The sequence below is a fragment of the Desulfobacterales bacterium genome (assembly GCA_034520365.1).
Classification (GTDB): domain Bacteria; phylum Desulfobacterota; class Desulfobacteria; order Desulfobacterales; family Desulfosalsimonadaceae; genus M55B175.
The window spans coordinates 1,007,033-1,031,534 of record JAXHNP010000007.1 but is presented as its reverse complement, the minus strand read 5'-3'; the positions used below and the strand labels follow the sequence as shown (position 1 = coordinate 1,031,534).

22 protein-coding genes and 2 tRNA genes are annotated in these 24,502 nt (G+C 54.6%); 13 read left to right on the top strand and 11 right to left on the bottom strand.

Annotation, left to right across the window (positions count from 1 at the left end):
• Both U5L07_18770 and U5L07_18765 read left to right on the top strand, forming a co-directional pair.
• A tRNA-Val gene (locus tag U5L07_18770) sits at positions 1-76 on the top strand.
• A 22-nt stretch (positions 77-98) separates the two neighbouring features.
• Positions 99-177 (top strand) — tRNA-Asp (locus U5L07_18765).
• Between the two features lie 84 nt (positions 178-261).
• On the opposite strand, the gene U5L07_18760 is transcribed toward U5L07_18765, so the two are convergent.
• Positions 262-555: an MTH1187 family thiamine-binding protein gene (locus U5L07_18760; protein ID MDZ7833794.1), complete on the bottom strand. Its 294-nt coding sequence runs from the start codon at positions 553-555 to the stop codon at positions 262-264.
• Between the two features lie 22 nt (positions 556-577).
• Positions 578-2,230, bottom strand: a complete 1,653-nt coding sequence (locus tag U5L07_18755; protein ID MDZ7833793.1) for a hypothetical protein — start codon at positions 2,228-2,230, stop codon at positions 578-580.
• Positions 2,231-2,438: 208 nt separating this feature from the next.
• Between U5L07_18755 and U5L07_18750 the strand changes: the two genes are divergently transcribed.
• The gene (locus tag U5L07_18750; protein MDZ7833792.1) at positions 2,439-3,383 is read left to right on the top strand and encodes a hypothetical protein; all 945 of its coding nucleotides are present in this window, start codon (positions 2,439-2,441) and stop codon (positions 3,381-3,383) included.
• 12 nt (positions 3,384-3,395) lie between these two features.
• Here the strand turns inward: U5L07_18750 and U5L07_18745 are convergent, their stop codons facing one another.
• Genes U5L07_18745 through serS form a run of 4 tightly spaced genes read right to left on the bottom strand, consistent with a single transcriptional unit; the run spans position 3,396 to position 8,890 of the window.
• Entirely contained in the window at positions 3,396-4,163 is a 768-nt protein-coding gene (locus U5L07_18745; GenBank protein MDZ7833791.1) for a tetratricopeptide repeat protein, read from the bottom strand.
• Between the two features lie 21 nt (positions 4,164-4,184).
• Positions 4,185-6,110, bottom strand: a complete 1,926-nt coding sequence (locus U5L07_18740; protein MDZ7833790.1) for a LysM domain-containing protein — start codon at positions 6,108-6,110, stop codon at positions 4,185-4,187.
• On the bottom strand, positions 6,111-7,619 hold the full coding sequence (gene thrC / locus U5L07_18735; GenBank protein MDZ7833789.1) for a threonine synthase: 1,509 nt from the start codon (positions 7,617-7,619) through the stop codon (positions 6,111-6,113).
• A complete protein-coding gene (gene serS / locus U5L07_18730; GenBank protein ID MDZ7833788.1) occupies positions 7,616-8,890 on the bottom strand; it encodes a serine--tRNA ligase in 1,275 nt (424 codons plus the stop codon). Before serS ends, thrC begins: the two co-directional genes overlap by 4 nt.
• Positions 8,891-9,044: 154 nt before the next feature.
• Here serS and U5L07_18725 point away from each other — a divergent pair, with 154 nt between their 5' ends.
• The 3 genes from U5L07_18725 (at position 9,045) to U5L07_18715 (ending at position 12,451) form a co-directional block, all read left to right on the top strand.
• On the top strand, positions 9,045-9,632 hold the full coding sequence (locus U5L07_18725) for a 5-formyltetrahydrofolate cyclo-ligase (protein ID MDZ7833787.1): 588 nt from the start codon (positions 9,045-9,047) through the stop codon (positions 9,630-9,632).
• Between the two features lie 63 nt (positions 9,633-9,695).
• Positions 9,696-11,069: a ribosome biogenesis GTPase Der gene (gene der, locus U5L07_18720; GenBank protein ID MDZ7833786.1), complete on the top strand. Its 1,374-nt coding sequence runs from the start codon at positions 9,696-9,698 to the stop codon at positions 11,067-11,069.
• 17 nt (positions 11,070-11,086) lie between these two features.
• Positions 11,087-12,451 carry a replication-associated recombination protein A gene (locus U5L07_18715; GenBank protein ID MDZ7833785.1) on the top strand — a complete coding sequence of 455 codons (1,365 nt, stop codon included), beginning with the start codon at positions 11,087-11,089 and terminating at the stop codon, positions 12,449-12,451.
• 3 nt (positions 12,452-12,454) lie between these two features.
• Here U5L07_18715 and U5L07_18710 read toward each other — a convergent pair whose 3' ends face one another.
• Positions 12,455-13,414 carry a hypothetical protein gene (locus U5L07_18710; GenBank protein ID MDZ7833784.1) on the bottom strand — a complete coding sequence of 320 codons (960 nt, stop codon included), beginning with the start codon at positions 13,412-13,414 and terminating at the stop codon, positions 12,455-12,457.
• A gap of 364 nt (positions 13,415-13,778) precedes the next feature.
• Between U5L07_18710 and U5L07_18705 the strand changes: the two genes are divergently transcribed.
• Together U5L07_18705 and U5L07_18700 are read left to right on the top strand one after the other, a co-directional pair.
• The gene (locus U5L07_18705; GenBank protein MDZ7833783.1) at positions 13,779-14,831 is read left to right on the top strand and encodes a hypothetical protein; all 1,053 of its coding nucleotides are present in this window, start codon (positions 13,779-13,781) and stop codon (positions 14,829-14,831) included.
• Between the two features lie 6 nt (positions 14,832-14,837).
• Entirely contained in the window at positions 14,838-15,497 is a 660-nt protein-coding gene (locus tag U5L07_18700; protein ID MDZ7833782.1) for a transglutaminase family protein, read from the top strand.
• On the opposite strand, the gene U5L07_18695 is transcribed toward U5L07_18700, so the two are convergent.
• From U5L07_18695 to U5L07_18680, 4 genes are all read right to left on the bottom strand, one after another.
• On the bottom strand, positions 15,494-16,279 hold the full coding sequence (locus U5L07_18695) for a YkgJ family cysteine cluster protein (protein MDZ7833781.1): 786 nt from the start codon (positions 16,277-16,279) through the stop codon (positions 15,494-15,496). The two genes, U5L07_18700 and U5L07_18695, sit on opposite strands and share 4 nt — an antisense overlap.
• 14 nt (positions 16,280-16,293) lie before the next feature.
• Positions 16,294-16,884: a hypothetical protein gene (locus tag U5L07_18690; protein MDZ7833780.1), complete on the bottom strand. Its 591-nt coding sequence runs from the start codon at positions 16,882-16,884 to the stop codon at positions 16,294-16,296.
• A 17-nt stretch (positions 16,885-16,901) separates the two neighbouring features.
• Positions 16,902-18,011 carry a deoxyguanosinetriphosphate triphosphohydrolase gene (locus U5L07_18685; GenBank protein MDZ7833779.1) on the bottom strand — a complete coding sequence of 370 codons (1,110 nt, stop codon included), beginning with the start codon at positions 18,009-18,011 and terminating at the stop codon, positions 16,902-16,904.
• A 121-nt stretch (positions 18,012-18,132) separates the two neighbouring features.
• The gene (locus U5L07_18680; GenBank protein ID MDZ7833778.1) at positions 18,133-19,152 is read right to left on the bottom strand and encodes a tRNA-dihydrouridine synthase family protein; all 1,020 of its coding nucleotides are present in this window, start codon (positions 19,150-19,152) and stop codon (positions 18,133-18,135) included.
• Positions 19,153-19,356: 204 nt separating this feature from the next.
• On the opposite strand from U5L07_18680, the gene U5L07_18675 reads away from it, so the two are divergent.
• The 5 genes from U5L07_18675 to U5L07_18655 all read left to right on the top strand — a co-directional run bounded on the left by U5L07_18675 (position 19,357) and on the right by U5L07_18655 (position 24,500).
• A complete protein-coding gene (locus U5L07_18675; protein MDZ7833777.1) occupies positions 19,357-19,758 on the top strand; it encodes a four helix bundle protein in 402 nt (133 codons plus the stop codon).
• 131 nt (positions 19,759-19,889) lie between these two features.
• Positions 19,890-20,711: a crotonase/enoyl-CoA hydratase family protein gene (locus U5L07_18670; protein ID MDZ7833776.1), complete on the top strand. Its 822-nt coding sequence runs from the start codon at positions 19,890-19,892 to the stop codon at positions 20,709-20,711.
• Between the two features lie 20 nt (positions 20,712-20,731).
• Entirely contained in the window at positions 20,732-22,057 is a 1,326-nt protein-coding gene (gene rimO / locus U5L07_18665; protein ID MDZ7833775.1) for a 30S ribosomal protein S12 methylthiotransferase RimO, read from the top strand.
• Positions 22,045-23,025, top strand: a complete 981-nt coding sequence (locus tag U5L07_18660; protein MDZ7833774.1) for a polyprenyl synthetase family protein — start codon at positions 22,045-22,047, stop codon at positions 23,023-23,025. The genes rimO and U5L07_18660 overlap by 13 nt, the downstream gene beginning before the upstream one ends.
• 239 nt (positions 23,026-23,264) lie before the next feature.
• Complete coding sequence (locus tag U5L07_18655) at positions 23,265-24,500, top strand: hypothetical protein (protein ID MDZ7833773.1); 1,236 nt, start codon at positions 23,265-23,267, stop codon at positions 24,498-24,500.
• Positions 24,501-24,502: the final 2 nt, after the last annotated feature.

Genomic DNA, 24,502 nt, shown 5'->3' with positions numbered 1-24,502 from the left:
GGGCGGATAGCTCAGTTGGGAGAGCGGCGGCCTTACAAGCCGTAGGTCACAGGTTCGAGCCCTGTTCCGCCTACCAGTTATTTGACAATTTTACACACGGGGGCGTAGTTCAGTTCTGGTTAGAACGCCGGCCTGTCACGCCGGAGGTCGCGAGTTCGAGTCTCGTCGCTCCCGCCACTAACAAAATCAGGGGTTTAAGAGAAATCTTAAACCCCTTTTTTATTGCTTGAAAGAAGCAGATTTGCTGCATCAAACTGAGGTTTACATTTGTGATTTGACGGATTCCACCTTCCCGGTCAGGCCGGCGGAGCGGTCTTTGCGGTAATCCGCCTTCATCGTCAGATAGATGCGGTCGCAGTCACTCTGCAAATCTTTAAAGCACTGATCCGCGACTCTCATTACTTCCGGCCATTCCCCTTCAATGCAGGTGCCCATGGAATTGATCGCATGAGAAAGGCCGCTACCCTCGATAATTTTGGCCACCCGGGCGACATACGGACTCACGCTGACACCCTTGTCCATTGGAAAAATAGATAGCTCAATGATAACACTCATACAAACAACCTCGTTTGGGAATTTAGAGAAGGATCTCCTGGTAAAGCTTGCTGAAAAGTTCTTCGGCAGTTTTGATCTGGGTCTCTGTCATCCGCGATTTTAGCACCTGGCGCTGCTCGGCCGCCACATCCTTTCCCTGGGCCGCGGCCAGGGAAAGCCAGGCATAGGCGGTTACATCGCTCTGGGACGTGCCCTGGCCGTTAAAACACATGACCCCGACACTGTACTGGGCCTCCACATCGCCCTGACGGGCCGCGGCTTCATACCATTTAAACGCCTGATTAAAATCCTTTTCCACGCCCATGCCGTTGTAGCACATGCCCGCATAGCGAAGCTGGGAATACACCAGGCCCCGGGCCGCCGCCTTTTGATGCCATTTTGCAGCCGTTTTCAAATCCCTTTCAACACCCAGTCCATTATCATACAATACGCCCATCCGCATCTGGGCCTTGGCATGCCCGTCTGAAGCGGCCTGCCGATACCACTCGGCGGCTTTGGGGTAATCCGTTTCCACGCCGGCCTTGCCCTCCTCATAGACCACGCCCAATGCAAACGCCCCCTCGCTGCTGCCGCTGTCTGCGGCTTTTTCAAACCATTCCACCGCCTTGGATTCATCAACCGGCTTGCCGAGACTGCCGTTGGCATACAGCATGCCGATCCGGTACATGGCATCGCCAAACCCGGCGTTTGCGGCTTTTTCATAAAGCAGAAGGGCTCGCTTGGAATTCTCTGCCACCCCTTCTCCGGCCTCATGCATCACCCCCAGGCTGTACATGGCCGGCGCAAAATCTTTATCTGCGGCTGCCTGAAAGTATTCCGCCGCTTTCTCATAGTTCCGGGGAATGCCGTCCCCCTTATAATAGATCACCCCCAAACCATAGCTTGCTTGAACAAGCCCCTGGGCATGGGCTTTTTCGTACCAGTTCAGCGCCTGCCAGGGATCCCTGTCTACGCCCTCGCCCTTATAGAACATATCCCCCAGACAAAGCTGGGCCTTTGCATAGCCGGCTTCAGCCGCCTGCTCATACCATCTTGCGGCTTTTTCCGGATCCGCCGGCAAGCCGGTGCCGGAATCATATATGGCGCCCAGGCTGTAATAATGAATCGGCAGGGCATCTTCCCGGTTGGCCGCCCGTTTGTACCATTTCGCCGCCTCCTCCGGCTGCTTTTCGCCGGCTTTTCCGTAATAAAGCATATGGGCGTATCCGTATTCCGCCAGCACGTGTTCCTGCTCTGCGCCTCTGCGATACCACGCCAGCGCTTCATCTGAATCCGCGGCCACGCCCAGGCCCTGTTCATACATATACCCGAGCGCATACTGAGCGGCAGCCCCGCCCTTTTCCGCGGCTTTTAAAAACAGGTCCGCCGCCTTCTCGTAATCCTGGGAAACACCCTGCCCCCGGTAAAAACGGATTCCCTGATCCGTGAGCTTTAGAGCTTCCGGATTCGGGGGTTCCACCGCCATGGGCACAAATTTATCCGGAGCTTCCGCTGCTTCGGGTTCGGGGTCGGCATTTTCGGCTGCCTCGAACGATTCCGGGGCATCCATCTCCGCCGAATCGTTTTCAGATGCATTGGACTCACAAAATCCGGCAGGCGGCAGCATCAAAAACAAACAGCAGATAAAGAATAAAGAAAAGGCAAAAACGCGGGGCCAGGCAAAATGATAATTCATGACAGAATCTCTCATAAGGAATAATATGTTATTGATCTATTTTTAAAAAATGTGGACTAAAACCAAACACTTGTCAAGCAAATATTCGGATTCGCCCGGCCGCTCGAACAGCCCGGCCGGCGGAACCCCCCGAAAAAATCCGGGTTGCATTCAGCGGCTGCCGCCTTTATATTGCGGACAAACGCCACAACCAAATTTCAGGCGACCCATGCGCAAGCAGCAAACAAAAGAAAAGCTGGTTCAGGAATTGACGGAGATCCTTTCCGGGGACATCTGTTTACCGGATGCGGTGGTGCATTATATTGATTCAACGCTTTCGCCAACATCCGGGCAAGCGCTGGCCGAAGCATTAGTGGATGCGGATAACTGCGAGGCGGACACGGCGGTTGAACTGATCTTTTTTCCGGATGCGGCCACACAGGAAAAACTTGAACCCATCCTCTCGGAAGCCGAACTGACCGAGGCGGAGGTTTCTGAGGTGGTCCATACTTTAAGCCAGAAAAACCTTCAGGCCCGGCTCTGTTTTCCGGATCAGCGCGGCCAAGCGATTCTGCCGGTAACTGAGACGGCCATCCGCCAGATGATAAGCCGGCTCCGCCCGAGCGCCACCATTTCCCGCCAAATCGCAGAGGCCATTGATCATTTTCTGCCGGAGGCCGAAGATGCCTGCCGGATGCGGGTCAAACTGCGAAATGCGCGGATCGGCCAAACAAACAACCAAATCGATTTTCTTTGTGCGCTAGTTAAGGGGCTTGCCCGGCCCTCGGCCCCGCATCCCACCCGTCAGCCAGATGACTTCTGGGAGCTCTTGGATCTGGCCATTTTTCTGCTGGAGCAGACCGATCCCGGAACGGACATTTATGAGGCCCTGATGACGTACAAACAGCATCTCATTAAAGCCGTCCGGGCAGGGGAAAAAAATCAGCAGGCGCTGGCATCCAATACCGTGGAAGCCCTGATCATGAAGGGGATGAATGTTTCAGCCATTGACGTGGCCGCAGCCCGGGAAAAAATTGACCAGATTGACCGGATCAGCATTGCCGTTTACGGCAAAACGGAATTTCTTTCCGCCCTGGCCCCCGCCGGCGGGCCAATGGATTTAAGTGTGCAGGACAAGGACGATATGGCCGCCGTGCTGCGGCTGCTTTCATAGGGGCCGAGGCCATTACTCGAACCGCCAGACTTCTTCAGCCAGCCGCTCCGCTTCTTCGCCCAGCCGGGTATCCTTGCCCATGGCCGCGGCTTTTTTAAATGTCTTGTAGGCTTTATTGTATTCATGGATGTCACGGTAGGCTTTGCCCAGATCCAGGTGAATCCGGGTTTGCCCGGGCGCCTTGTCCACGGCTTTTTCAAGGACTTCCACCGCCTTATCCGGCCTGCTGGTATCCAAATATACCTGCCCCAGCCCGTGAAGGGCCTTCGGAAATCCGGGCATTAAATCCAAGGCCTCTTTGTAATAATGGACGGCCTGCTCATAGTTGCCCTTATGATAGGCGATAAATCCCAGATTGGTCAGCGGGAAATGGGGCGTGGCATAGAGCAGATCATCTTTTACCGCCTCAAAACATTCAATAGCCGCATCCCAGTCTTCGTTTTCCATATAGGCCGCCCCGAGATTGTTTCTGGCCGGCGCATAATCGGGGTTTAATTCCAGGGCATACTTAAAATGCGAAATGGCTTTATCATACTGTTTTTTGGCCATATAGGCCAGGCCCAGATCATTCTGAAGAAAGGGGTCTTTGGCGTAAATCTGCTCAGCCTTCAGAAATTCCCGAAGCGCCCGGGTATAGGACTCCTGGCTCATATAGACTTCTCCCAGCTCCCGGGAGGCGGTGGCCCGCTCTTTTCGTAGCGCCAAATCGCCTGCAGCGCAGGCCGTAAGGCCGCAAATGGTTATCAGGCAGATAAAAAGCCGCCATTTTCTTGATGCCATGATGCGAATTCCTTTAATATTTTATGGTCCGCGTACCTGAAGCACGGCAAGCCCTTTTTCGGAAAGAAAATACCTTATTTCCGGCGGCACTTCAACGCTGGTGATCAGAATTCTGCGTTCTTCTCCGGACTGGCCGGGAGCTGACACCACTGTCCCCGGCAACTTAAAGGACGTATTGTGTATCCGCCGCCGATTGGCCGCCCAGAACATCGGCGTATCATTTTGTTCCACCGGCAGTTCGGATAGCAGCCGCCGGGCTGCTTGATACGGATCATTGCGGTTCTGGATTTGAATCACCTCAAAGCCGGTGAATTCAATCGATTTGATCGCATCCCCCTGCAGGTCGCCGTAATCGATCAGCACCTCGCTGCTTGGGCCAAGGGCGAGCAGGTTGGTTAAGGCTTTGACCTGGAAGCCCGCATAGGGAAATGAAATTTCAACGTTTTCCTGATATGTGTATCCCAGTTGCTCGGCGAGCGCGCGAACTACCTCGGAGGGGCTTGAGGCGATAAGGGTTTCGGCCCTGCCGACCGCCCCCTGATGTTCTGCGGCCTGCCGGGCCCGGGAAAAAACATTCTCCCGGTTGATCCAGTCCTCAACGCTTATCCATTGATGCGCCAGATAACTCCGGATGGCGGGCGCCATCTGCTCGCTTGGGTCCCGGATAAACGTAAGGCAAGCTTTGCCGTCCCCGTCCGGGCGCTCATATATGTATTCCCCCCGGACCGTCACGGATATGCCGTTATCGGAAAACGTCAGTTTGTTCTCGCACCCGTCCGGATCGATAAGCGGACAAATCTTCTGAAAAAGCTCCCGAAGCGTAGCCTTGGGCGCCAAACGGACAATCGAGAGGTTGCGCCAGAATTTTTTGATGGCAGCGGCCGCCTTCTCATCCACCCGCTCATGGGGATCAAACAGCAGACGCCCCCCCTCGGGCAGTTCCATGATCGGATTCTGCGTCAAATCGACCCTGTAATCCGCAAGCCCCGCCCGGGGAAAGAAGAAATCCCCTTCATCCATAAGCCGCGCGTTTAATATCCGGGCGGCTTTTTTATAAACCGGGCCCAGCCGCCCGGCTGCCTTTTGTTTTGGGGGCGCTGACGCTTTTTTCGGTTCTTTGGGGGGACTTTTGGATAATTCAGGGGCTTCAGCGGCCTCCTCAGGCGGCGCCTGGCTTTCAGGCTCAGGCTCAGGTTCAGGTTCAGGTTTTAGCTCCGGTGCGTTATCCGTAACCGCCGGTTCCGGCTCGGATTTGGCGGGCGGCGGCTCCGGCTCAGGCGTCTTAAACGGCTTTTTACTATCAATTTGGCCGGATTCGTCGAATACGGCATCATACCAGCCGGCATTTCGTACTGCCGGGTCCGGCAGCCGGATTTTTTCCCCCACCCGGATAAGATTGACGTCCTCCACATCCGGGTTCATGTATTTAAACAGTTCAAGCACCCTATCGTATTCCTTCCGGTTCAGTTTGCCGAACTGCTCGGCAATCAGCCTGGAAACCGTATCCCCGGACTGCACTTCATAGCGCGAGGAATTCTGGATCATGCTGTCCGGCAGGTTGGTGATGTTTATAATCGGAATGGTCACCGTGCCGGTGGATTGCCCCTCAATGGCGCCGGGCGCAAGAATTTTTAAAGGGATCAGGATCTTCTGGTTGGGATAGATTTTATTGACATCCTCAACATCCGAGTTGATTCGCTTGAAGATGGCTAAAAATTGGGGAAAATCTTCGTGCGCAATTTCGCCCCGCTGTTTGAAGAGCTTGATCACATAGTCGTTTTTCTGCACCACATAGGGATCGCAAAGAATGTCACGGCCGCGGTCCTGGCAGACCACAAAGCGCTTCTGGAAAAAGGCGGCATGGGCCGGAAAAGCCAGTAAAATACCGGCGAGCACCGCGACCATACCCCAGACAATGGCAAATAACCGGAATCTGCCGGATTCCATCTAACGGGAAACCTTCTTTAAATCCAAAATTTGAGCGATTTCCCGGGCTATCCGGGAAACGAACCCATCCAGCGCCTCCCCGGACAGCGGTTTGCCCGGTTCGGGCACGGCTTCCAGATCCGCCGGGCGGATGAGTTCCGGCGCATTGATGAGCGCCGGCTTGGGGGTTACCTCGTATTCCGGCGGAAAGCTGTCTTCAAAATACATTTCCTGAAAGCCCGAGAATTTCAGCGCATGGGCGGTGGAATCCAAAATCACGCTTTCATGCGGTTCAACCAGGCCGCGCGCCCTGGCGGCCACAATACCGGCCAGGCATTCCCCGCCGTGCGTACAGATCACATGGCCGTTTCGGTTGGCGGTGAGCTGCCAGTCCATGATCTGCTGTTCGGTCACCTCGGCCACAAACACCCGCTGCCGGCCGGCCATTTGATTGTATTTTTCCACAAGGTGGATCACCCGCGGCATGGAAACCGGGTTTCCGATCATAGCGGCCTGGGCCACGCTGGGTTTTACATGCACGGGCTCAAAATGCCGCTTTTCCGGCTCAGGCTCCAGATAATACTTGTATACCGGATTGGCATGTTCGGACTGCACCCCGATAATCTTGGGCAGGGCATCAATAATGCCGGTTTCAAAAAATTTCAGGAACCCGTTGATCACCGCCGTAATGTTGCCAGCATTCCCGATGGGCACCACCACCACCTTGTCGGCCAGATCATACTCAAAATACTGGGCGATCTCATAGGAATAGGATTCCTGCCCCAGGATCCGCCAGGCGTTTTTGGAATTTAAAAGCGCCACGTTATAGGTCTCAGACAGAGCCTCTACGATTTTCATGCAGTCGTCAAAAACCCCCGGAATCTCAAAAACCGCCGCCCCGCTGCCCAGGGGCTGGGAAAGCTGCTGGGGGGTCACCTTTTTATGCGGCAGAAGGACCGCGGATTTTACCTTCGGCTGCAGATAAGACGCATAAAGGGCGGCAGAGGCGGAAGTATCCCCGGTTGAGGCGCAGACCGCCAAAATATTTTCCACAAGCCCCTGCTGGATGAGGTACTGAATATAGCTTAACGCACTGGCCATGCCCCGGTCCTTAAACGAGGCGCTCGGGTTCTGGCCGTCATTTTTAAAAAATATCCGGGCCCCGGCGGTTTCCTGTAAAAACCGGTTGGACTCGATGATCGGGGTGTTGCCTTCGCCGAGATAAACAATCGCATCCAGCGGCAGGATCGGCCCGATAAACTCGTGGAACCGGTAGATCCCCTGAAGCGCCGGGATATTCAGCATTTTCCGGTAATCAAAAATCTCCTGCCAGGTTTTGCCGGAAATCGCCTTTAGCCGCTCGAATTTCGGATCCTGGAGCAATAAGACCTTGCCGCAGTCCGGACAGGTGTATAACAGTTTTTCAATGCCGTATTCGGCGCCGCAGCCCAGGCACCGGTAAATCAGTTTGCCGGCCGGCGCAGGCACCAGGTAGGGCTGGATATCTTTTGAAAATTCTTCGGGTTTCACGGTGTGATACGTTCCTTTCCGCCCATATAGGATCTCAAGGCCTCCGGGATAACCACGCTCCCGTCGGCCTGCTGGAAATTCTCCAGAATCGCGGCCACAGTCCGCCCCACCGCGAGACCCGAGCCGTTTAAGGTATGAATCGGCTCGGTGCCCTTCTTTCCCTTGCGACGCATGCGGATGCCGGCGCGCCGGGCCTGGAAGCCCTCAAAATTGCTGCAGGAGGAAATCTCCCGGTACTTTTCCTGGGCCGGCAGCCATACCTCGATATCATAGGTTTTAGCGGATGAAAACCCGAGATCGCCGGTGCATAAAACCACCACCCGGTAGGGAAGGTTAAGCCGCTTGAGCACTCCTTCCGCATCCGCCAATAACGTTTCCAGTTCATCATAGGAGTTTTCCGGTGCAACAAACTTGACCAGCTCCACCTTATTGAACTGATGCTGCCGGATCAGCCCGCGCGTGTCCTTACCATGGGAGCCGGCCTCGGATCGGAAGCAGGGCGTATAAGCGGTATAGTAGATTGGAAGGCTTTCCTCGTCAAGAATTTCATCCTGATATATATTGGTTACCGGCACCTCGGCGGTGGGAATCAGGTAATAGTCCCAGTCTTGCAGTTTAAAAAGATCCGTTTCAAACTTGGGCAGCTGACCGGTGCCGGTCATGGATTTGCGGTTTACAATAAACGGCGGCAGCACCTCCGTATACCCGTTTTCCCGGGTATGAAGATCCAGCATAAAGGAGATAAGCGCCCGCTCAAGCTGGGCGCCCGCGCCAAAATACAAGGGGAACCGCGAGCCCGTAATCTTGGCCGCCCGCTCGAAATCCAGAATATGCAGGGCCTCGCCGATGTCCCAGTGAGCCCTGGCGTCAAAATCAAAATCCGGCCGCTCGCCCTCTTCCCGGACCAGGCGGTTCTGGGTATCATCTTCACCCACCGGCACCGAGGCCTCCGGAATATTGGGAATACGGATCAGAATCTCATTAAGGGTGTTTTCGCAGTCCGCCAGTTCCTGCTCCATCTTTTTGATCCGGCTGGAAACATCGCGCATCTCGACAACCTGATCTTCGGCATCTTCACCGTTTTTCTTCTTCTTTGCGATCTCATCGGAGACCATGTTCCGGCGGTGGCGCAGCGCCTCCATTTCAGAGAGAATCTCCCTGCGCCGCTCATCCGCTGATTTAAACGTATCCAAGTCAGCGGCATCCCCCCGTTTCTGCAAAGCCTCTGAAACTTCAGACAAATTTTGTCGGACGTACTTGATTTCCAGCATAGCGTACCTATATTGTTAATGAATAAGTATACTTAACAATTCATAAAATATTAAAAATTAGCACCCAATACAGGGGGCGTCAATAATTATTGAAAATTTTGAAAAAATCATATATAAGGGGTATTTATTTTTGCTTGTGTTGGAGAATAGATTGATGGAGGATGTCAAAGAAAAAAAACAGGAACTGCGGAAACTGATTGAGAAAAAGCTGGAAGCCTACTCCCGGGAAGAGATCCGGAAAAAGCTGGATGCGATCGAAGCCCAGCTCTTTGAGTTCGCCAATTTTATTGAAGCCGAAGTTTCCCTGTTTTATATCAATACCCATCGCGAGGTGGATACGGATCATATTATCCGCCGGTGCATTGACAGCCCCAAAGACATCGTGCTGCCGCTGTTTGACGATGCCAATGGCGGAGCCAGACTCTACAAGATTCAGAATGTGGATGCGGACTTAAGAAAAGGGACCGGCAAAATGCTGGAACCCAATCCAAAGCGATGTAAGCCGGTTTCCATGGATCATATCGATATCGCCATTATACCGGGGGTCGCTTTTGACGAAAAAGGCGGACGATTGGGCATCGGTGCCGGGCGGTATGACCGGATGATTCCAAAACTGCCGGTCACGGCCAGAAAAGTGGCCTTTGCGTTCGAGGATCAGATCACCCAGATGGTTCCCATGGAATCCCACGATAAATTCGTGGATATCATTATTACCGAGGAACGCATCATCTATAAGATTTAGCGCATCGCCCCGCTTGCTTGCGATAAATCCAAACACCTCAAGAAAGCCTGTTTTCCGGAAGCTATGAAACCTGTTGTTGCCATTATCGGCCACCCGAATGCCGGAAAATCCACCCTGTTCAACCGTATCACCCGAACAACGGACGCTTTGGTTGACGATTTTCCGGGGGTTACCCGGGATCGACACTATGGAAACGCCGAGTGGGACGGGTGCGCTTTTACCCTGATTGATACCGGCGGATTCGCCGGGGCGGAGGATGAATTCACCGCCATGAGCCGTCTCCAGGTGGAACAGGCGGTCAAGGAAGCGGATGCGGTCATTCTGCTCTTTGACGGAAAAACCGGGCCCACCCCGTATGACCGCGAACTTCTGGCGCTTGTGCAAACCCATAACGTGCCCGTGATGCTTACGGTGAACAAGGTGGACAGCGAAACCCAGGAGGACCGGTGCTATCCCTTTTACGAACTCGGCGTGGACCGATTCTTTCCCGTCTCCGCGGAACACGGGTATGGGGTTTACGAGCTCCTGGACCGGTTAACCGCCGAATTGCCTGATGCCGCGCCGGAACCGGAAGCCGAGGCAATAAAGATCGCGGTCATCGGGCGGCCGAATGTGGGCAAATCCTCTCTCATCAACCGGATTCTGGGCGAAGACCGGGTGATGGTGAGCAGCCAGCCCGGCACCACCCGGGATGCCATTGACACGCCATTCTTCAGGGACGGCCGCCGCTATATTTTTATCGATACCGCCGGGATCCGCCGGAAAAGCCGGGTATCCAAAAAAATTGAAAAGTATTCCATTATAAAGGCCCTTAGAAGCATTGAACGCGCGGATGTGGTGCTGATTCTTCTGGACGGCTACGAGGGCATCACCGAGCAGGACGTCAAAATCGCGGGCTATGCCTTTGAACAGGGCCGGGGCTGCATTTTTGTCCTGAACAAATGGGATATCGTGGAAAAAGACAGCCGAACCATGCAGCGCATGATGGACTGGTTAAGAAGCGAGGCCAAGTACTTAAGCTTTGCCCCGGTATTAACCGTATCCGCCGTGACCGGAAAGCGCGTGCCCCGGATATTTGAAACCGTGGATACCGTCTATGCCCAATATGCAAGCCGCATTGCCACCGGCCCGTTAAACAAGATCATCGAGCAGGCCACTGAGCGCACGGAGCCGTCGCTCTTTCGCGGCCGGCGTCTGAAATTCTATTACGCCACCCAGGCATCAACCCGGCCGCCCACATTCGTCTGCTTTGTCAACTACCCCGAAGGCGTGCATTTTTCTTACAAACGCTACCTCATCAACCAGATCCGGGCGGAGACCGGCCTGGACCAGGTGCCGGTGCGGCTTTACTTCAGAAAACGCGGGGAATCCGAACCCAGACAAAAGAAAAAGCGCCCGGCGCCGACTAAAAAGAAAAAAGCCCGGAAACGGGCCTGATTCGACCGGACATCCCTATGGCGTCCTCTGACGAAACCAACGAAACCCGAAACCTTTTCAATCCGCCGCCCCAAAAGGCGGCTGACGACTCCCGGCCCCTGGCCGACCGGATGCGGCCCAAAAACCTGGATGCGCTGATCGGCCAGCAGCATGCGGCGGGCCCCGGCACCCTGATTCGAAATGCCGTCACCGCGGACCGCCTGTTTTCCATGATTCTGTGGGGCCCGCCCGGCTCCGGCAAAACAACCATCGCCCGGATCATTGCGGAACAGACCAGCTGCCATTTCGTTCATATTTCAGCGGTGCTCACCGGGGTTAAAGACATCCGAAGCGTTATTGAGACCGCCAAGGAGCAGCAGCAGCGCTACCAGAAACGTACCATCCTGTTTGTAGATGAAATCCACCGGTTTAACAAATCCCAGCAGGATGCCTTCCTCCATCACGTGGAAAGCGGCCTGATCACGCTGATCGGCGCCACCACGGAAAACCCTTCGTTTGAGGTCATATCCGCGCTTCTGTCCCGTTGCCAGATCATCTCCCTGTATGCCCTGTCGGATGCGGATATCCAAACCCTGCTTACCCGGGCCGCGGCAGATTCTCTAAACGGGCTGGGCGAAACGGACTTAACGCTTTCGGATGAGGCGGCCGCCCATATTGTTTCCATATCCGACGGCGACGGGCGGGCGGCGCTAAACGCGCTTGAGGTGGCCGCATTTACCGCGCAGTCCGCCGGGCATACGGAAATCACCCGCCAGGATGTGGAAACTGCGCTGCAGCGCAAAGCCCTTGCCTATGACAAGGCGGGCGAGGAGCATTACAACCTCATCTCCGCCTTTCACAAGAGCCTGCGCGGGGGCGATCCGGATGCGGCCCTTTACTGGCTGGCCCGTATGATGGAAGGCGGCGAGGACCCATTCTATATTGCCCGCCGCATGGTGCGGTTTGCCTCGGAGGATATCGGCAATGCCGATCCCCGGGCATTGACCCTTGCCATGGACGCCATGGACGCCTACCGGTTTCTGGGGTCTCCGGAAGGGGACTTAAGCCTTGCGCAGGCCGCCGCCTACCTGGCATGCGCGCCCAAGAGCAATGGGATCTACGCGGCGTACGGGCAAATCCAAAAAACCATCAAAAAAACCGGCACCCTGCCGGTGCCCTACCATATCAGAAACGCCCCGACCCGGATCATGAAGGAGGAGGGCTACGCCGAAGGGTACAAATACCCACACGATTACCCGGAGGCGGTGGTTTCCCAGGACTATCTGCCGGAGAAATTAAGGGGCCGCTCATTTTACCAGCCCACGGACCGGGGCTATGAGAAAATCATCAGGGAAAGACTGGATCACTGGCGGACCATCAGCCGGAAAAGTCAAAAAAAATAGGCCTTAGTCATACGCTTTCTCTATATTCGCCAGCTTTTCAAGATATACATCCTTGTATATCAGGCCATTCTGATGGCGAATATCATCCAAGGCCAGCTGAATGTGGGGCCGGATGTCTATGCCGTAGCGGTTCAAGGTGGCCTTATTGGCCTGATCAAGCACCCGCACGCTGTAATATCGGGTCAGGCAGCGGATGGTGGAATCCCGGCGCAAAATATAGCTCTTGCCGGAAAGCGTGTTTAAAAAAAAGCCCGCATACTCGTACAGCGTTTCCAGAGAAACGACCGCCTCGCTCTGCTCCCCGCAGCCGCCCAGTTTAACATAGTAGTCATAAAAATTCAGCAGGGCATGCTCCAGCACATCTCTTTCTGTCTGCAGGATATGCTTGATGAGCGCAATCCGCTTCTTATCCAGGGTGCGGAAAAAATGGGCCTGGTTGTGTATGAGGCTTATGATATCCTGGGTTTCTCTTATGATTAACGGCGGTCTGGCCGAAAGCGCAGTCACCATATCCTCAAACACCTGACGGGCGCCTTCAGCATCCTCAATGCCGGCGGCCGCCAAAACCCCCTGCTGATCCAGGTAGCTGAAAAATGCGTTGATTTTCTGCTCCAACTGATAGCAGCCGGGGGTTTCCATGACTGCCATGGTATTGATGGGCGGCTTTTCCGGCGGCTCGCCGAAAACCTTTTCGATCCGTTCGGCAGCCGCCTGCTTTGGCGTCTGTTTTTGCTCGTCCGCCTGTTCAAGCTTTTGCTCTAAGGCTTCAACCGTTTCCTGCAGGTCCCTGGTTTGCGCTGCCAGGTGCTGCGCCTGCTCCGATACAGCGGTCTGGACTTCCTGCTGATGCCATTGCATTACTTTAAGATATCCGAAGTAGCCGGCAACCGCAACGATGGCCAGCACGATGACAGCAGCGACATACTTTCCGGTATTGGAGGTGGCGAATTGATGATCCGGCATTTGAATACCAGGCTCCTTATTAGAAGGTATTAGCTGTTATTAATATAGCATAGAATTGAAAAATGTCGAAGATCTCATGCTCATTCTGACCACCCGGCTAATTTTTTATATAATAATCACTGGATACCCTTTATCAGGTCTTCCAAGGAACTTAATCGGGTTTTAGGTTTTGGGTATTAGGTATTAGGTTAATGAAATCAAGAAGTTATGGTCGGCACGGTGGCCGACCCTACGATGAATCGGGTTTTTCCCCATTCGTAGGGCGGGCCACCGTGCCCGCCTGAAAAATAGATAGAACAAATTTACCGTGTATACGAACGGCATTGTCTGGACAATCCCGGGCACATGGGGTATGGTATGTGCCATGAAAAAACGATCGATTGCCCTGTGTGTGGCCGGCATGCTTGTTTTAGCCGGCCTTGGCCTTTCCGCGTGCTCGTTTAAGGAAAAGCTGCCGGAGACCGTCACTGACATGCATGGAAAATGCGCTAAAATTGACATCGGTCCCGGGCCGGAGGATTTTGTGCTGGATAAGTGGCAGCATCCGTCCCGGTTTCTGATTTCATGCTGTGAGCGGCGGGAACCGCCAAAAAACGGCAATATTTTCTTTTATGAACCGGAGACCGGCCGCAAAGGCATTATGCGGCGAAAAGGGGAACCCGCGCGAATTGCCGCATTCAAACCCCATGGCATGGATGTCCGGCATGCAGAAGGCGTTACCTATCTTTACGTCATCCTCCACGACCCCTATGATACCGGCGAAAAAACCGAGCATGCGGTGGCTGTATACCAGGTGTTTCAGGATCAGCTGACATTTAAGAATTGGTTCGAGGATCCGGATTGTCTCTGGTCGCCCAATGATCTCTCCGTTCTTGAAAACGGCGACATTTACTTAACCAATGATTACCGCGGCAAGCTGGACCTCTATTTTAAGCGGCGCGCCTCGGAAATCGCCTTCTACGATGCGGATGATAAAAAATGGCAGATCGCCGCAAAGGATCTGGCCTTTGCCAACGGCATTCTGGCGGAAACGGATCAGGTGTTTGTCACCACCACGCTGGGCAATCAGGTACTCTCCTTTCCCCGGCACCCGGACGGCAGGCTCGGTGAAGCAGAAGCGGTCGTCTCCTTAAAAGGCGGGGACAACCTGATGCGGTATGGGAAGTACCTGATCACTGCGGCCCATTATGATGATTGGGCGTTCTTACGGCATGCCAAGGACAGTGAAAAAACCGCCCCCACGGTGGTCATGCGGATCACCCCGGAGACGGGCGTGAAAAAGCCGATTTACGTCAATTCCGGAGAATTTATCAGTGCGGCCTCCACGGCCCTGGTCTACCAGGGTAAGATTTATATCTCCCAGGTGTTTGATCCCTTTATGGTGGCCTGTGACGCGCCGCCGGATATCGACTGGTAGCGTTTTATGGAAGAATCCCTGCAGCCTACGCAATTCATTAATTTTGACGATCCGTCGGTCGCCGCCTTTGCCGATGAAAAGGCCGGTCAACTAAAGGACCCAACAGCCCGGGCGGTCAACCTTTATTACGCCGTGCGCGACGGGATCCGCTATGATCCCTATGCCATCGATCTTTCGGTTGAAGGCCTGAAGGCAAGCACCACCCTTAAAAACGGCCGCGGCTGGTGTGTGGCCAAGGCGATTCTTCTCGCCGCCTGCTGCCGGCATAAAAATATCCCCGCCCGCTTAGGCTTTGCCGATGTTAAAAACCATTTGTCAACCGAGCGACTGCGCCAGCAGATGCAGACCGATATCTTTTACTGGCACGGATATACGTCTATTTACTTGAACGGCCAATGGCTTAAGGCCACCCCGGCATTTAATATCGAACTTTGTGAGAAATTTTTCCTAAAGCCCCTTGAATTTGACGGAAAATCCGACGCCATCTACCACCCCTTTGACCTTAAGGGCAACCGGCACATGGAATACATCCGGCATCGGGGCGAATTCGCGGATCTGCCGCTGGAAGAGATCATTGAAACATTTGAAAGAGAATACCGGCCGGCGGATGAATCCTGGCGGAATGCGGATTTTGATAAGGACGTGGCCAGGGAGAGGAAGCGCTAGCGCATGACCTTAATGTTTTTTCCGGCAGTGCCGAACAAAAAAAGCTTCACCCAGGCGATGCCCAGACGCAGCAGGGCCACGTCATCGGATTTGATTTTTAGACGGATATCGGATTTAACCTTATACCGCTTAAGAAAACTGCTGTTTAAAACAAAATCCCGGAACGTATCCACGTTATAAGTGGCCATAAAGGCCATCCGTCCCTTCTGCCCGTCAGGCCCCTCTCCGCCCCAGGGATCGGCGCGAAACAGCCGCATGAAGTCCGCCCATTCAACGGTCATCTGGTTATAAAAAACCGCCTCCTGGTCCGCCGCCCAGGTATCCTTGGTCCAGGTAGTCTCCTCATACTGCCCCTGACAGAAATCCGGGGGGCGGAAATAATGGACGAGTCGACTTTGGCCGGTCTGCCCGTCATAATAAATCCCGTGTTCAACAGGAAACGCCCGACAGGTCTGGGGCCGGTCCGGATAGACCCGGCAGCCGGCATCCGTCAAAAAAGGACAGGTTTTCTCCTGGTTCTCCGCCATGTGCAAAAGCACAGAGGGGAAGTGACTGCCTTCGCGGACCACGACGTCCGCGTAGGCGTCGATAAACTCGCCTGAGGTGATACCCAGGGATTTACGCAGCCGGATCACATCATAGGGGTATAAAAAAAGGTTCAGATTCCGGCAGCACCGGTTAAAGCAGGAGATACCCGGATAGCAGCGGAAACAGAAGCGATCCGTGTCTTCAAGGAGGCGTCCCGGGATATCCGCCGGGTCATCGGTTTCCACATACTTCATATAAACGATTCCTTTTAAGGATGCAAACTCGCATCCACAATCATATCAGCCACGGTTTTCCTGATCCGGGCGTCAATGCCGGCATGGGCCTTAAACGCCTGCTCCAGTCGGGCCATTTGGGCATAAAACGGGGTCCGGTCAAAAGGCACATAGGATTTATGCCCGCAGACGCGCTCAAATTCGCCGCAGCCCGGCCCATAAGTTTTGGGTTTTCCCGGCGGGCGGAGTTCATGGGCCAATCCATGGAGCCGGCAGATCATGGGCCGATACGGATAAAGCGCGCACCAGCCATCAATATTGGCCGGACACATCAGGCGGTCCGCGCCGGGCGCATTTGCCCGCTGAGCAAAAGCCACTCCCCGGGCCCTGCGCTGGATCAACTGTTGACTATCGGCTGCCAGCCCGGCAAAACCGGCGAGCAGATAAGCGGTTTCAATATGGGTGTGGTGATAAAACCTTGTCTGGCAGCAGTTATCCGCACACCCCCGGCAATTAAAGCCATATTCGGCGGCAATCTTTTCGTATACCTGGTCCATTTCCGCATACAAATCCGCCAGCCGATCAAAAAAATCACCGGGCGCCGGATAGATGGTATCGTAAGACATGGATGGCATCGAGTGGATCAAACCAGGGGGGTGGGCACGAATATGTTATTATAGAGGTTTAATACGTAGCGGTCAGTCATACTGGCGATAAAATCGCAGATCAGCCGGTCCAGGGGCGCTTCCTGGTGATAGGCCACCGCCATTTCCATGCCGGCGAGCTTGGCTTTCATGGCCTCGGGATTTTCCAGAAAATAGCTGTAAATCTCTATAATCATCTTTTTTGCCTTGATAAACTCGGCATGCACCCGCTCCGAGCGGTAGACATTCTCATAGAGAAAGCCGCGCAGACAGTCCATGGCATCCGCAACCGGCTCGCTCAATTTTAAGACGTAATCGTCATCCTGGATCTCGCTTGAATAAATCAGATCCCGGATCATGGTGGTGGCGCGCTCGGAATGCCTGGCACCCAGGACGGCCGCACAATCCTTCGGCACCTGGGATTCCTTAACCACCCCGCTTCGGATGGCGTCATCCAGATCATGATTCAAATAGGCGATAATATCGGCAAACCGTACAATCCGGCCCTCCACCGTACAGGCGATCTCCGAGGGGTCAGAGGGCATGATATCGCCAAACCCCTTGGAATGCTTTAAAATGCCGTCTCTTACCTCATAGGTCAGGTTAAGCCCCTGGCCGTGTCTTTCGAGCACGTCCACGACCCGCAGGCTCTGTTCGTTATGACAGAAGTCCGGGGAATAAATCTCCTTGAGCGCGGTCTCTCCGCTGTGGCCGAACGGGGTATGGCCCAGGTCATGGCCCAGGGCAATGGCTTCGGCCAGATCTTCGTTCAAACGCAGCGCCCGGCTGATGGTTCGGGCGATCTCGGCCACCTCCAGGGTATGCGTCAGCCGGGTACGGTAATGATCGCCCAGGGGCGACAAAAAAACCTGGGTTTTATGTTTTAAGCGGCGGAAGGCGTTGGAAAACACGATGCGATCCCGGTCCTGCTGGTATACGGTGCGCACCGGACAAGGGGCTTCTTCGCGGGCCCGCCCCCGGGATTTAGCGGAAAGCATCCCATAGGGCGAAATAAAATTGGCCTCCCGCTGCTCAAAATCCTCACGGATGGTCGGGGACGGTTTATCTATCCCCTGGCCGGAACGGTTTATGTTGTATTGACGATACATAATTTTAAATATCTAAATAAATCCGCCGGATTTGCCTGCCGCAGGCACCGGCACGACTTTAATAAACTACTAATTTTATCCTTAAATTAAAAATTCTGTAAAGGAAAAATTAATCCCATTGCTAAAAGAAATTCAGATTCGGCTCCGCTGACAATTCCGGCGGGGTTTGCAGAAATTCATTCACCCGCGCCCGGAGTTCATTCAGATCCGCTGCCTTGCGAAGCCGCTTGTTAAATGCATGGCCGTACCTGAAATAGGCGGCCATGTAGACCGCGGCTTTCCGAAATCGCCGGAGGGCGGTGGCCTCATCATAATGGGCCGCCAGAAGATCGATCAGGCGGTTAAACATTTCGGCATACGATTCCGGGCCGAACCTGCGCCCGTGGATCATTTCGGAAAACACCCACGGCCGGGCAACGGCGCCGCGGCCCAATGCCACCCCGTCGCAGCCGGTTTTAAGCAGCATGGCCTCGCAGTCGGCGGCTGAGAAGACATTGCCGTTTCCGAACACCGGAATGGATACGGCGGATTTCACTTCCCCGATATAGGCCCATTTCGGCGGCCGGGCCCGACGGTCCGGCGCCACCCGGGGATGGAAAGTCAAGGCATCTGCGCCCGCGGCTTCAAACCGCCGGGCCATTTCAACGGCCGGTGCCGGTGAATCCGTCCATCCGGTCCGGAATTTGACAGAAACCGGAAATTCCACCGCCTGCCGGACCGCTTTGACAATGCTTACCGCCTGATCCGGGGATTTTAGGAGTGCAGCCCCGCAGTTACGCTTGCAGATCCGGGCCACTGAGCAGCCGAAATTGAGATCCACGCCGAAAAACCCCTCTTTTTCGATCCGCCGGGCCGCGGCCGCCATATCCGCCGGCGAATCCCCGAAAATCTGGCAGACCAGCCAGGGCAGCTCCGCATCCCGCCATCTGAAGACCGAGGACACATACCGGTTTTCCTGGGGTACGGAGCGGGCGCTGCACATTTCCATAGACATCAACCCCGGCCCGCCGTATTCAGCCAGAAGCTCCCGGAAGGCGGCATTGCCCAATCCGGACATGGGGGCAAGCATCAGACGGTTGTCAATCTGCTGATCCCGGATTTGGAGCGGGGTGGTTAAATATTTGTGAATTTTTTGATCCATAAAGCATTATAATAAGACATAAGCTCGCCAAATCAACCCGGATCGCTTTCACGATCCAAACCGATGGCCGGCAGGGGCCCGTCCCCGCAACCAGGGCTAATTTGTTCTGTATCCAAATCGAAATCGCTATCGGGATCGGGATCGAAAAAAATATGACCCTTGGACACGAAAAACTGGACGTCTATCGCCTTTCAATAGGCTACGTTGCATGGGTTTACGAGAAGGCCGACAGGCCTGAACGGAGTCCATCGGCCCGCCCGGGATCAATGGCTTCGGGCCAGCCAGTCGATACCGCTCAATATCGCCGAAGGTAATGGCAAGACCGCGGAAGCCGACCGAAAGCGTTATTTCGAAATCGCTCGTGGCTCCGCGCTTGAGTGCGCGGCGATTCAAGATGTGCTGGTTGTCGGCAAGGCGCTGGACAAGATGGAAAGCCGGAACCGCAAGGATGAACTCGACCGTATGGCCGCGATGCTCAGCCGTCTCGGCGGAAGAGGATACCAAGTTCGAGAGGATCAGGAAGTCTACAGCATCGATTTCGATCCCGATTCCGATTTCGATCCCGATTTCGATCCCGATAGCGAAGAAAACGAATCCCAACCTTAGCGTTAACAGGACCGGGGGTATGGATTTTGCGGTTAGAACAAATTAGCCGTGCCCACGTAACAAAAAATCTTGACTTAACAGACATATCTGTATTTTAATTAATAGTTTAATTAAATTTTAAGGAGGAATAAATGGGCGCATATGAATTCTATGAGGTGGTTAAAAAACCGCCGATTGCCTGGGTGTACTTAAACCGGGCGGAAAAGAAAAACGCCATGAATCCGCCCGCCTGGAAGGAAAGCGTCCCGATTTTTAAAGATCTGGACGAAGATGCCGAAATCCGGGCGGTGATCATTGCCGGAAAAGGTCCCTGCTTTTCGACCGGCATTGACCTGATGGGCATGGCCTCGGAACTGTCCGAGCTGATGGAGCCCAACCAGAAAGGCGGGGTGAAATGGCGCCTGATCCACAAAATTCATCCGCTTCAGGATACCATGAGCTGTATTGAATGGTGCAAAAAACCGGTGATCGCGGCCATTCACGGCTACTGCATCGGCGCCGGCCTGGATATGGCCACGGCCTGCGATATCCGGCTCTGTTCCAAAGATGCGCAGTTTTCACTAAAAGAAGCCGCCGTTGGCTTTGTGGCCGATGTCGGGGTACTCCAGCGCATCCCTTTGATCGTGGGCCAGGGCATCGCCCGGGAGCTGGCCTATACTGCCAAATTGATTGATGCCGCGCGGGCAAAGGATATTCTTTTGGTCAACGACATCTATGATGACCATGATGCGCTTATGGCCGGGGCTGAAGCCATGGCCGAAGAGATCGCCGGAAACTCGCCGCTGGCCGTGCAGGCATCCAAGGATGTGCTAAACTACGGAATTGGCAAAAGCATCGATGACGGCCTTAAATATGTGGCCTCAATCAGCTCCAACATCATCCCCTCGGACGATTTAATGGAAGCCATGACCGCGTTTTCCGAAAAAAGAAAGCCCCAATTTAAGGGCGAATAGCAAAAGCAGACGATCCATACATGCGGGTATACCTTAACACTCTGGGGTGCGCCAGAAACCTTGTGGACAGCGAGGTCATGGCCGCCGCTATGGTAAAATCGGGCGCTTTGATGACCGAAGATCCTGCTGACGCCGAAACCATTGTGGTCAACACGTGCAGTTTCATCGAATCCGCCATCAACGAATCCGTGGACACAATTCTGGCGCTGGCCGCATACAAAAAAAACGGGAACTGCCGGCGGCTGATTGTCACCGGATGCCTGCCTGAGCGCTTTGGCGAAGAGATCGCCGCGGCCATCCCCGAAGTGGACCTTTTTCTGGGCACCGGCGCCTATGATCAAATCACGGATGCGATGGCCGGCCGATTTGCCCCCGGCACCTGCCGGCTGCCGCCCCCGGAATCCCTTGCCCTGCCCACGCGGGCCGCCGGCAGAAAGCCGTCGACCTATCCGGTGGCTTACGTAAAAATCGGTGATGGCTGCAACCGGCACTGCACCTACTGCGTGATCCCCAAACTGCGGGGCCGGCTGAGAAGCCGGGCGGCCGCGGACATTCTGGCCGAAGCCGAAGAACTGGCGGCCCGGGGCTTTAAAGAAATTGTCCTCATCGCCCAGGATACCTCCGCCTACGGCCTGGATTTAAGCCCCCGGCAGTCCCTGGCCGGCCTGCTGGACCGGCTGGCCGGCAGGCTGCCAGACATACGGATCCGGTTTCTCTACGGCTCGCCGGATTATACGGACGCGGCATTAATCGCCACAGTGGCCAAACACCCCGCCATTGTGCCCTACTTTGACCTGCCGGTCCAGCATGTGAGCCCGGGGGTATTAAAGCGTATGGGCCGGACATATGCCAAGCCTGAGCTTCTCCAGCTGTTTGACCAAATCCGGGCCGAAATTCCCGGGGCGGTGCTTCGTACCACACTTCTGGCGGGTTTTCCCGGAGAGACCGAAGCGGATTTCACCGAACTTTTGGATTTTCTGGAAACCGTGCGGTTTGACCATGCCGGCGTATTTATCTATTCGGATGCCGAGGATCTGGCCGCCCACCGCCTGCCGGACCATGTGGCACCCGCCGATGCCAGGGCGCGCTATGAACGCCTGATGACGCGTCAGGCGGACATCTCGCTCGAAAAAAACCAAACGCGGATCGGAAAGACCTATGCCGTGCTTGTGGAGCATCGGATTGATGATCATCTTTATGTGGGACGCGCAGGGTTTCAGGCGCCTGAAGTCGACGGCGTTATCTATATCGAATCGTCCGGCTTATCAGTCGGCGATTTTATCAATATTCGCATTACGGAAGCCTATGCCTATGATCTTAAAGGAGAACCCGAATGGCCGGTTTAAAAGATGACCTGCTGGCGCGGATTAAGCCGGATTTAGACCGGATTGAAGCCGCCCTGGCGGCCAACCTCACCCCGCACCTGCAGCTGGTTTCAGATACCGCCGGCCATTTGATATTCAGCGGCGGCAAACGGCTGCGGCCCCTGCTGAACGTGCTCTGCGCCAGACTCTGCGGCCGTGAAGACGAATTTGTGGTCAAATTCTCGACCATCGTGGAATTTCTTCATACCGCCACCCTGCTCCACGATGACGTGGTGGATGATGCGACCATGCGACGGGGCAGACCCGCAGCGCATGAGGTTTTCGGAGCGCCGGTCACCGTTTTGGTCGGGGATTTTCTGCTCGCCCGGGCCCTCTCCATTGCCGCCCAAACCGGGAGCCCGAAAATCATCCGCGTGATTTCCAGCATAACGGAAAGTATGTGTCAGGGCGAAATCCAGCAGCTAACCCGCAAAGGCGACATCACCCTCACGGAATCCGAATACATGGAGGTCATCCAGCGAAAAACCGGTTATCTGATCCAGGGCGCCTGCCAAACCGGGGCGATCCTGGCCGGTGCGGCCGCGGAAACCGAAAGGCAGCTTTCAGACTACGGCTATCATATCGGCATGGTCTTCCAGATGGCCGACGATCTCCTGGACTACATCGCTGAGACCGATACCCTGGGCAAAACCGTGGGCGCGGACCTCAGGGAGGGAAAACTCACGCTGCCGCTCATCCACACCCTTGAGCAAGCCAATGGCAAGGACCGGGAAAGAATTATCGAAATCGTGCGAAAGGAATCGTTTTCCACGGATGAATTCAAGCAGCTGGTTAAAATAATTGATTCCTATGGCGGAATCTCCTATTCTCGGGAAAGAGCGGGCGCTCACGTGGAAAAGGCCAAGGCCATGCTGGCGGCATTCCCACCGGGTGAGACCCGGGAGACACTTTTCATGCTGGCCGACTATGCATTGAGCCGGGGCAGTTAATCGGCACCTAAATTGAGCGTTTCAGATTGTTAAAAAAATGATTCCATAAAGGATTATAGCAATTTATATTTAAAAATCTGAAACCCTCCGGGATTTCCAATTTTACCGCATCTACTGCGTCAGATGCAGCCTCGCATAGGCCACTATAGCTTGCCTGCATCTTCCTTGTATCTGCGGCAAACTTGAAAATCACTCAATTGAGGCCGGCAATAACCCATTCAACTAAAAAAGGAATATCCATGACTGATCGGTTCTGGCTCAAACCATTGGCGATCCAACTGGCCGTGACACTTGTACTGGCAGCCGTTCTTGTGTCGGGAGGGCCGGCTGCTGCGGAAAGCGCTGAAAAAGAAATCACCGTCATCGGCTCAAGCCGGATCTATGATAATGTGACCAGCGCGCGCAATACCGCCGTGGCGGAGGGCCTGCTGTCTGCGGTCGAGTCCGTGGCGCTGGGTATGATTTCAGAACAAGCCCTGAAAACCGACTTTGATCTGATCAGCACAAAGCTCTATGAAAACCGCCAGGATTTTACCCGGGGCTATCAGGTGTTAAAAGAGCTAAATACCGGCAAACACTACCGACTCCTTATCCGCTCTACGGTCTCAACGGATAAAATCCAAAATATGCTCCAGGACTTAGGCATTGCCGTCGCCCCCGAAGCACTGCCCAAAATCCTTTTTCTGGTGGCGGAAAAACACGCGGATGACCTTTCTTTTTCCTACTGGTGGCAGACCCGGGGCTCGCAATTTATCCAGACGGCAGCGGTCAAACCGATGAAACAGGCCTTTAAAGAAAAAGGCTTTCCGGTCATTGATGAACAGGAACTCCCCGCTGAGCAGATCCTTGCCGACCTGGAGCTTTCGGCGGAAATAACTCAGCCGGAGGCCATTATGCTGGGCCGGCGCGTTCAGGCCGATGTGGTAATCCTTGGTAAAGCCCGGGCCGCTGAAACGCCCAACAAAATGGGCATGGATACCAAAACCTTCAAGGGGACGGTGTCTGTTAAGGCTGTGGATGTCCAAAACGAAACCGTCATCCAGACGGCCGAGCAAACGAAAACCGCGGCGGATCAGAATGTCAGGGAGGGTAGCCGCCACGCCCTTTCAAACGCCGGATACCAGACCGGCAAAATTCTTGTGGAAAGAATTTCCGCCGCCTGGCAGCAGCAGACACGGGAGAAGGGCCGGATAGAGGTCCACGTAAAGGGCAAAGATGATATTCTGCCCCAGCTGGTCAGCTTCAGAAAGACTCTGCTGGCGATGGAGGGGGTAAAGGCGCTGCAAACCACGGAGCGAAGCACCAGCGAGGCGACTCTTTCCTTGAACTATGACGGCAGCGCCCGCAGCCTGGCGGATAAAATCCTGTTAACCGCTTTCGATGGGTTTGGGGTCAATATTTACGAACTGACTGAAAAGCGGATCGCAATTGACCTGTTAACCGGGCCATCCCTTATGGAATCGGATCTGGACTAAGG

Excerpts from the sequence above, each read along its gene's own strand:
- U5L07_18705 (MDZ7833783.1), top strand. The coding sequence starts at position 13,779 with ATGAAAAAACGATCGATTGCCCTGTGTGTGGCCGGCATGCTTGTTTTA.
- U5L07_18695 (MDZ7833781.1), bottom strand. The coding sequence starts at position 16,279 with ATGAAGTATGTGGAAACCGATGACCCGGCGGATATCCCGGGACGCCTC.
- U5L07_18740 (MDZ7833790.1), bottom strand. The coding sequence starts at position 6,110 with ATGGAATCCGGCAGATTCCGGTTATTTGCCATTGTCTGGGGTATGGTC.
- U5L07_18755 (MDZ7833793.1), bottom strand. The coding sequence starts at position 2,230 with ATGAATTATCATTTTGCCTGGCCCCGCGTTTTTGCCTTTTCTTTATTC.
- U5L07_18710 (MDZ7833784.1), bottom strand. The coding sequence starts at position 13,414 with ATGCCGGATCATCAATTCGCCACCTCCAATACCGGAAAGTATGTCGCT.
- U5L07_18725 (MDZ7833787.1), top strand. The coding sequence starts at position 9,045 with ATGGAGGATGTCAAAGAAAAAAAACAGGAACTGCGGAAACTGATTGAG.
- rimO (MDZ7833775.1), top strand. The coding sequence starts at position 20,732 with ATGCGGGTATACCTTAACACTCTGGGGTGCGCCAGAAACCTTGTGGAC.
- U5L07_18750 (MDZ7833792.1), top strand. The coding sequence starts at position 2,439 with ATGCGCAAGCAGCAAACAAAAGAAAAGCTGGTTCAGGAATTGACGGAG.
- U5L07_18760 (MDZ7833794.1), bottom strand. The coding sequence starts at position 555 with ATGAGTGTTATCATTGAGCTATCTATTTTTCCAATGGACAAGGGTGTC.
- U5L07_18685 (MDZ7833779.1), bottom strand. The coding sequence starts at position 18,011 with ATGTATCGTCAATACAACATAAACCGTTCCGGCCAGGGGATAGATAAA.
- U5L07_18690 (MDZ7833780.1), bottom strand. The coding sequence starts at position 16,884 with ATGTCTTACGATACCATCTATCCGGCGCCCGGTGATTTTTTTGATCGG.
- U5L07_18660 (MDZ7833774.1), top strand. The coding sequence starts at position 22,045 with ATGGCCGGTTTAAAAGATGACCTGCTGGCGCGGATTAAGCCGGATTTA.
- der (MDZ7833786.1), top strand. The coding sequence starts at position 9,696 with ATGAAACCTGTTGTTGCCATTATCGGCCACCCGAATGCCGGAAAATCC.
- U5L07_18655 (MDZ7833773.1), top strand. The coding sequence starts at position 23,265 with ATGACTGATCGGTTCTGGCTCAAACCATTGGCGATCCAACTGGCCGTG.
- U5L07_18680 (MDZ7833778.1), bottom strand. The coding sequence starts at position 19,152 with ATGGATCAAAAAATTCACAAATATTTAACCACCCCGCTCCAAATCCGG.
- U5L07_18700 (MDZ7833782.1), top strand. The coding sequence starts at position 14,838 with ATGGAAGAATCCCTGCAGCCTACGCAATTCATTAATTTTGACGATCCG.
- U5L07_18715 (MDZ7833785.1), top strand. The coding sequence starts at position 11,087 with ATGGCGTCCTCTGACGAAACCAACGAAACCCGAAACCTTTTCAATCCG.
- U5L07_18670 (MDZ7833776.1), top strand. The coding sequence starts at position 19,890 with ATGGGCGCATATGAATTCTATGAGGTGGTTAAAAAACCGCCGATTGCC.
- serS (MDZ7833788.1), bottom strand. The coding sequence starts at position 8,890 with ATGCTGGAAATCAAGTACGTCCGACAAAATTTGTCTGAAGTTTCAGAG.
- U5L07_18745 (MDZ7833791.1), bottom strand. The coding sequence starts at position 4,163 with ATGGCATCAAGAAAATGGCGGCTTTTTATCTGCCTGATAACCATTTGC.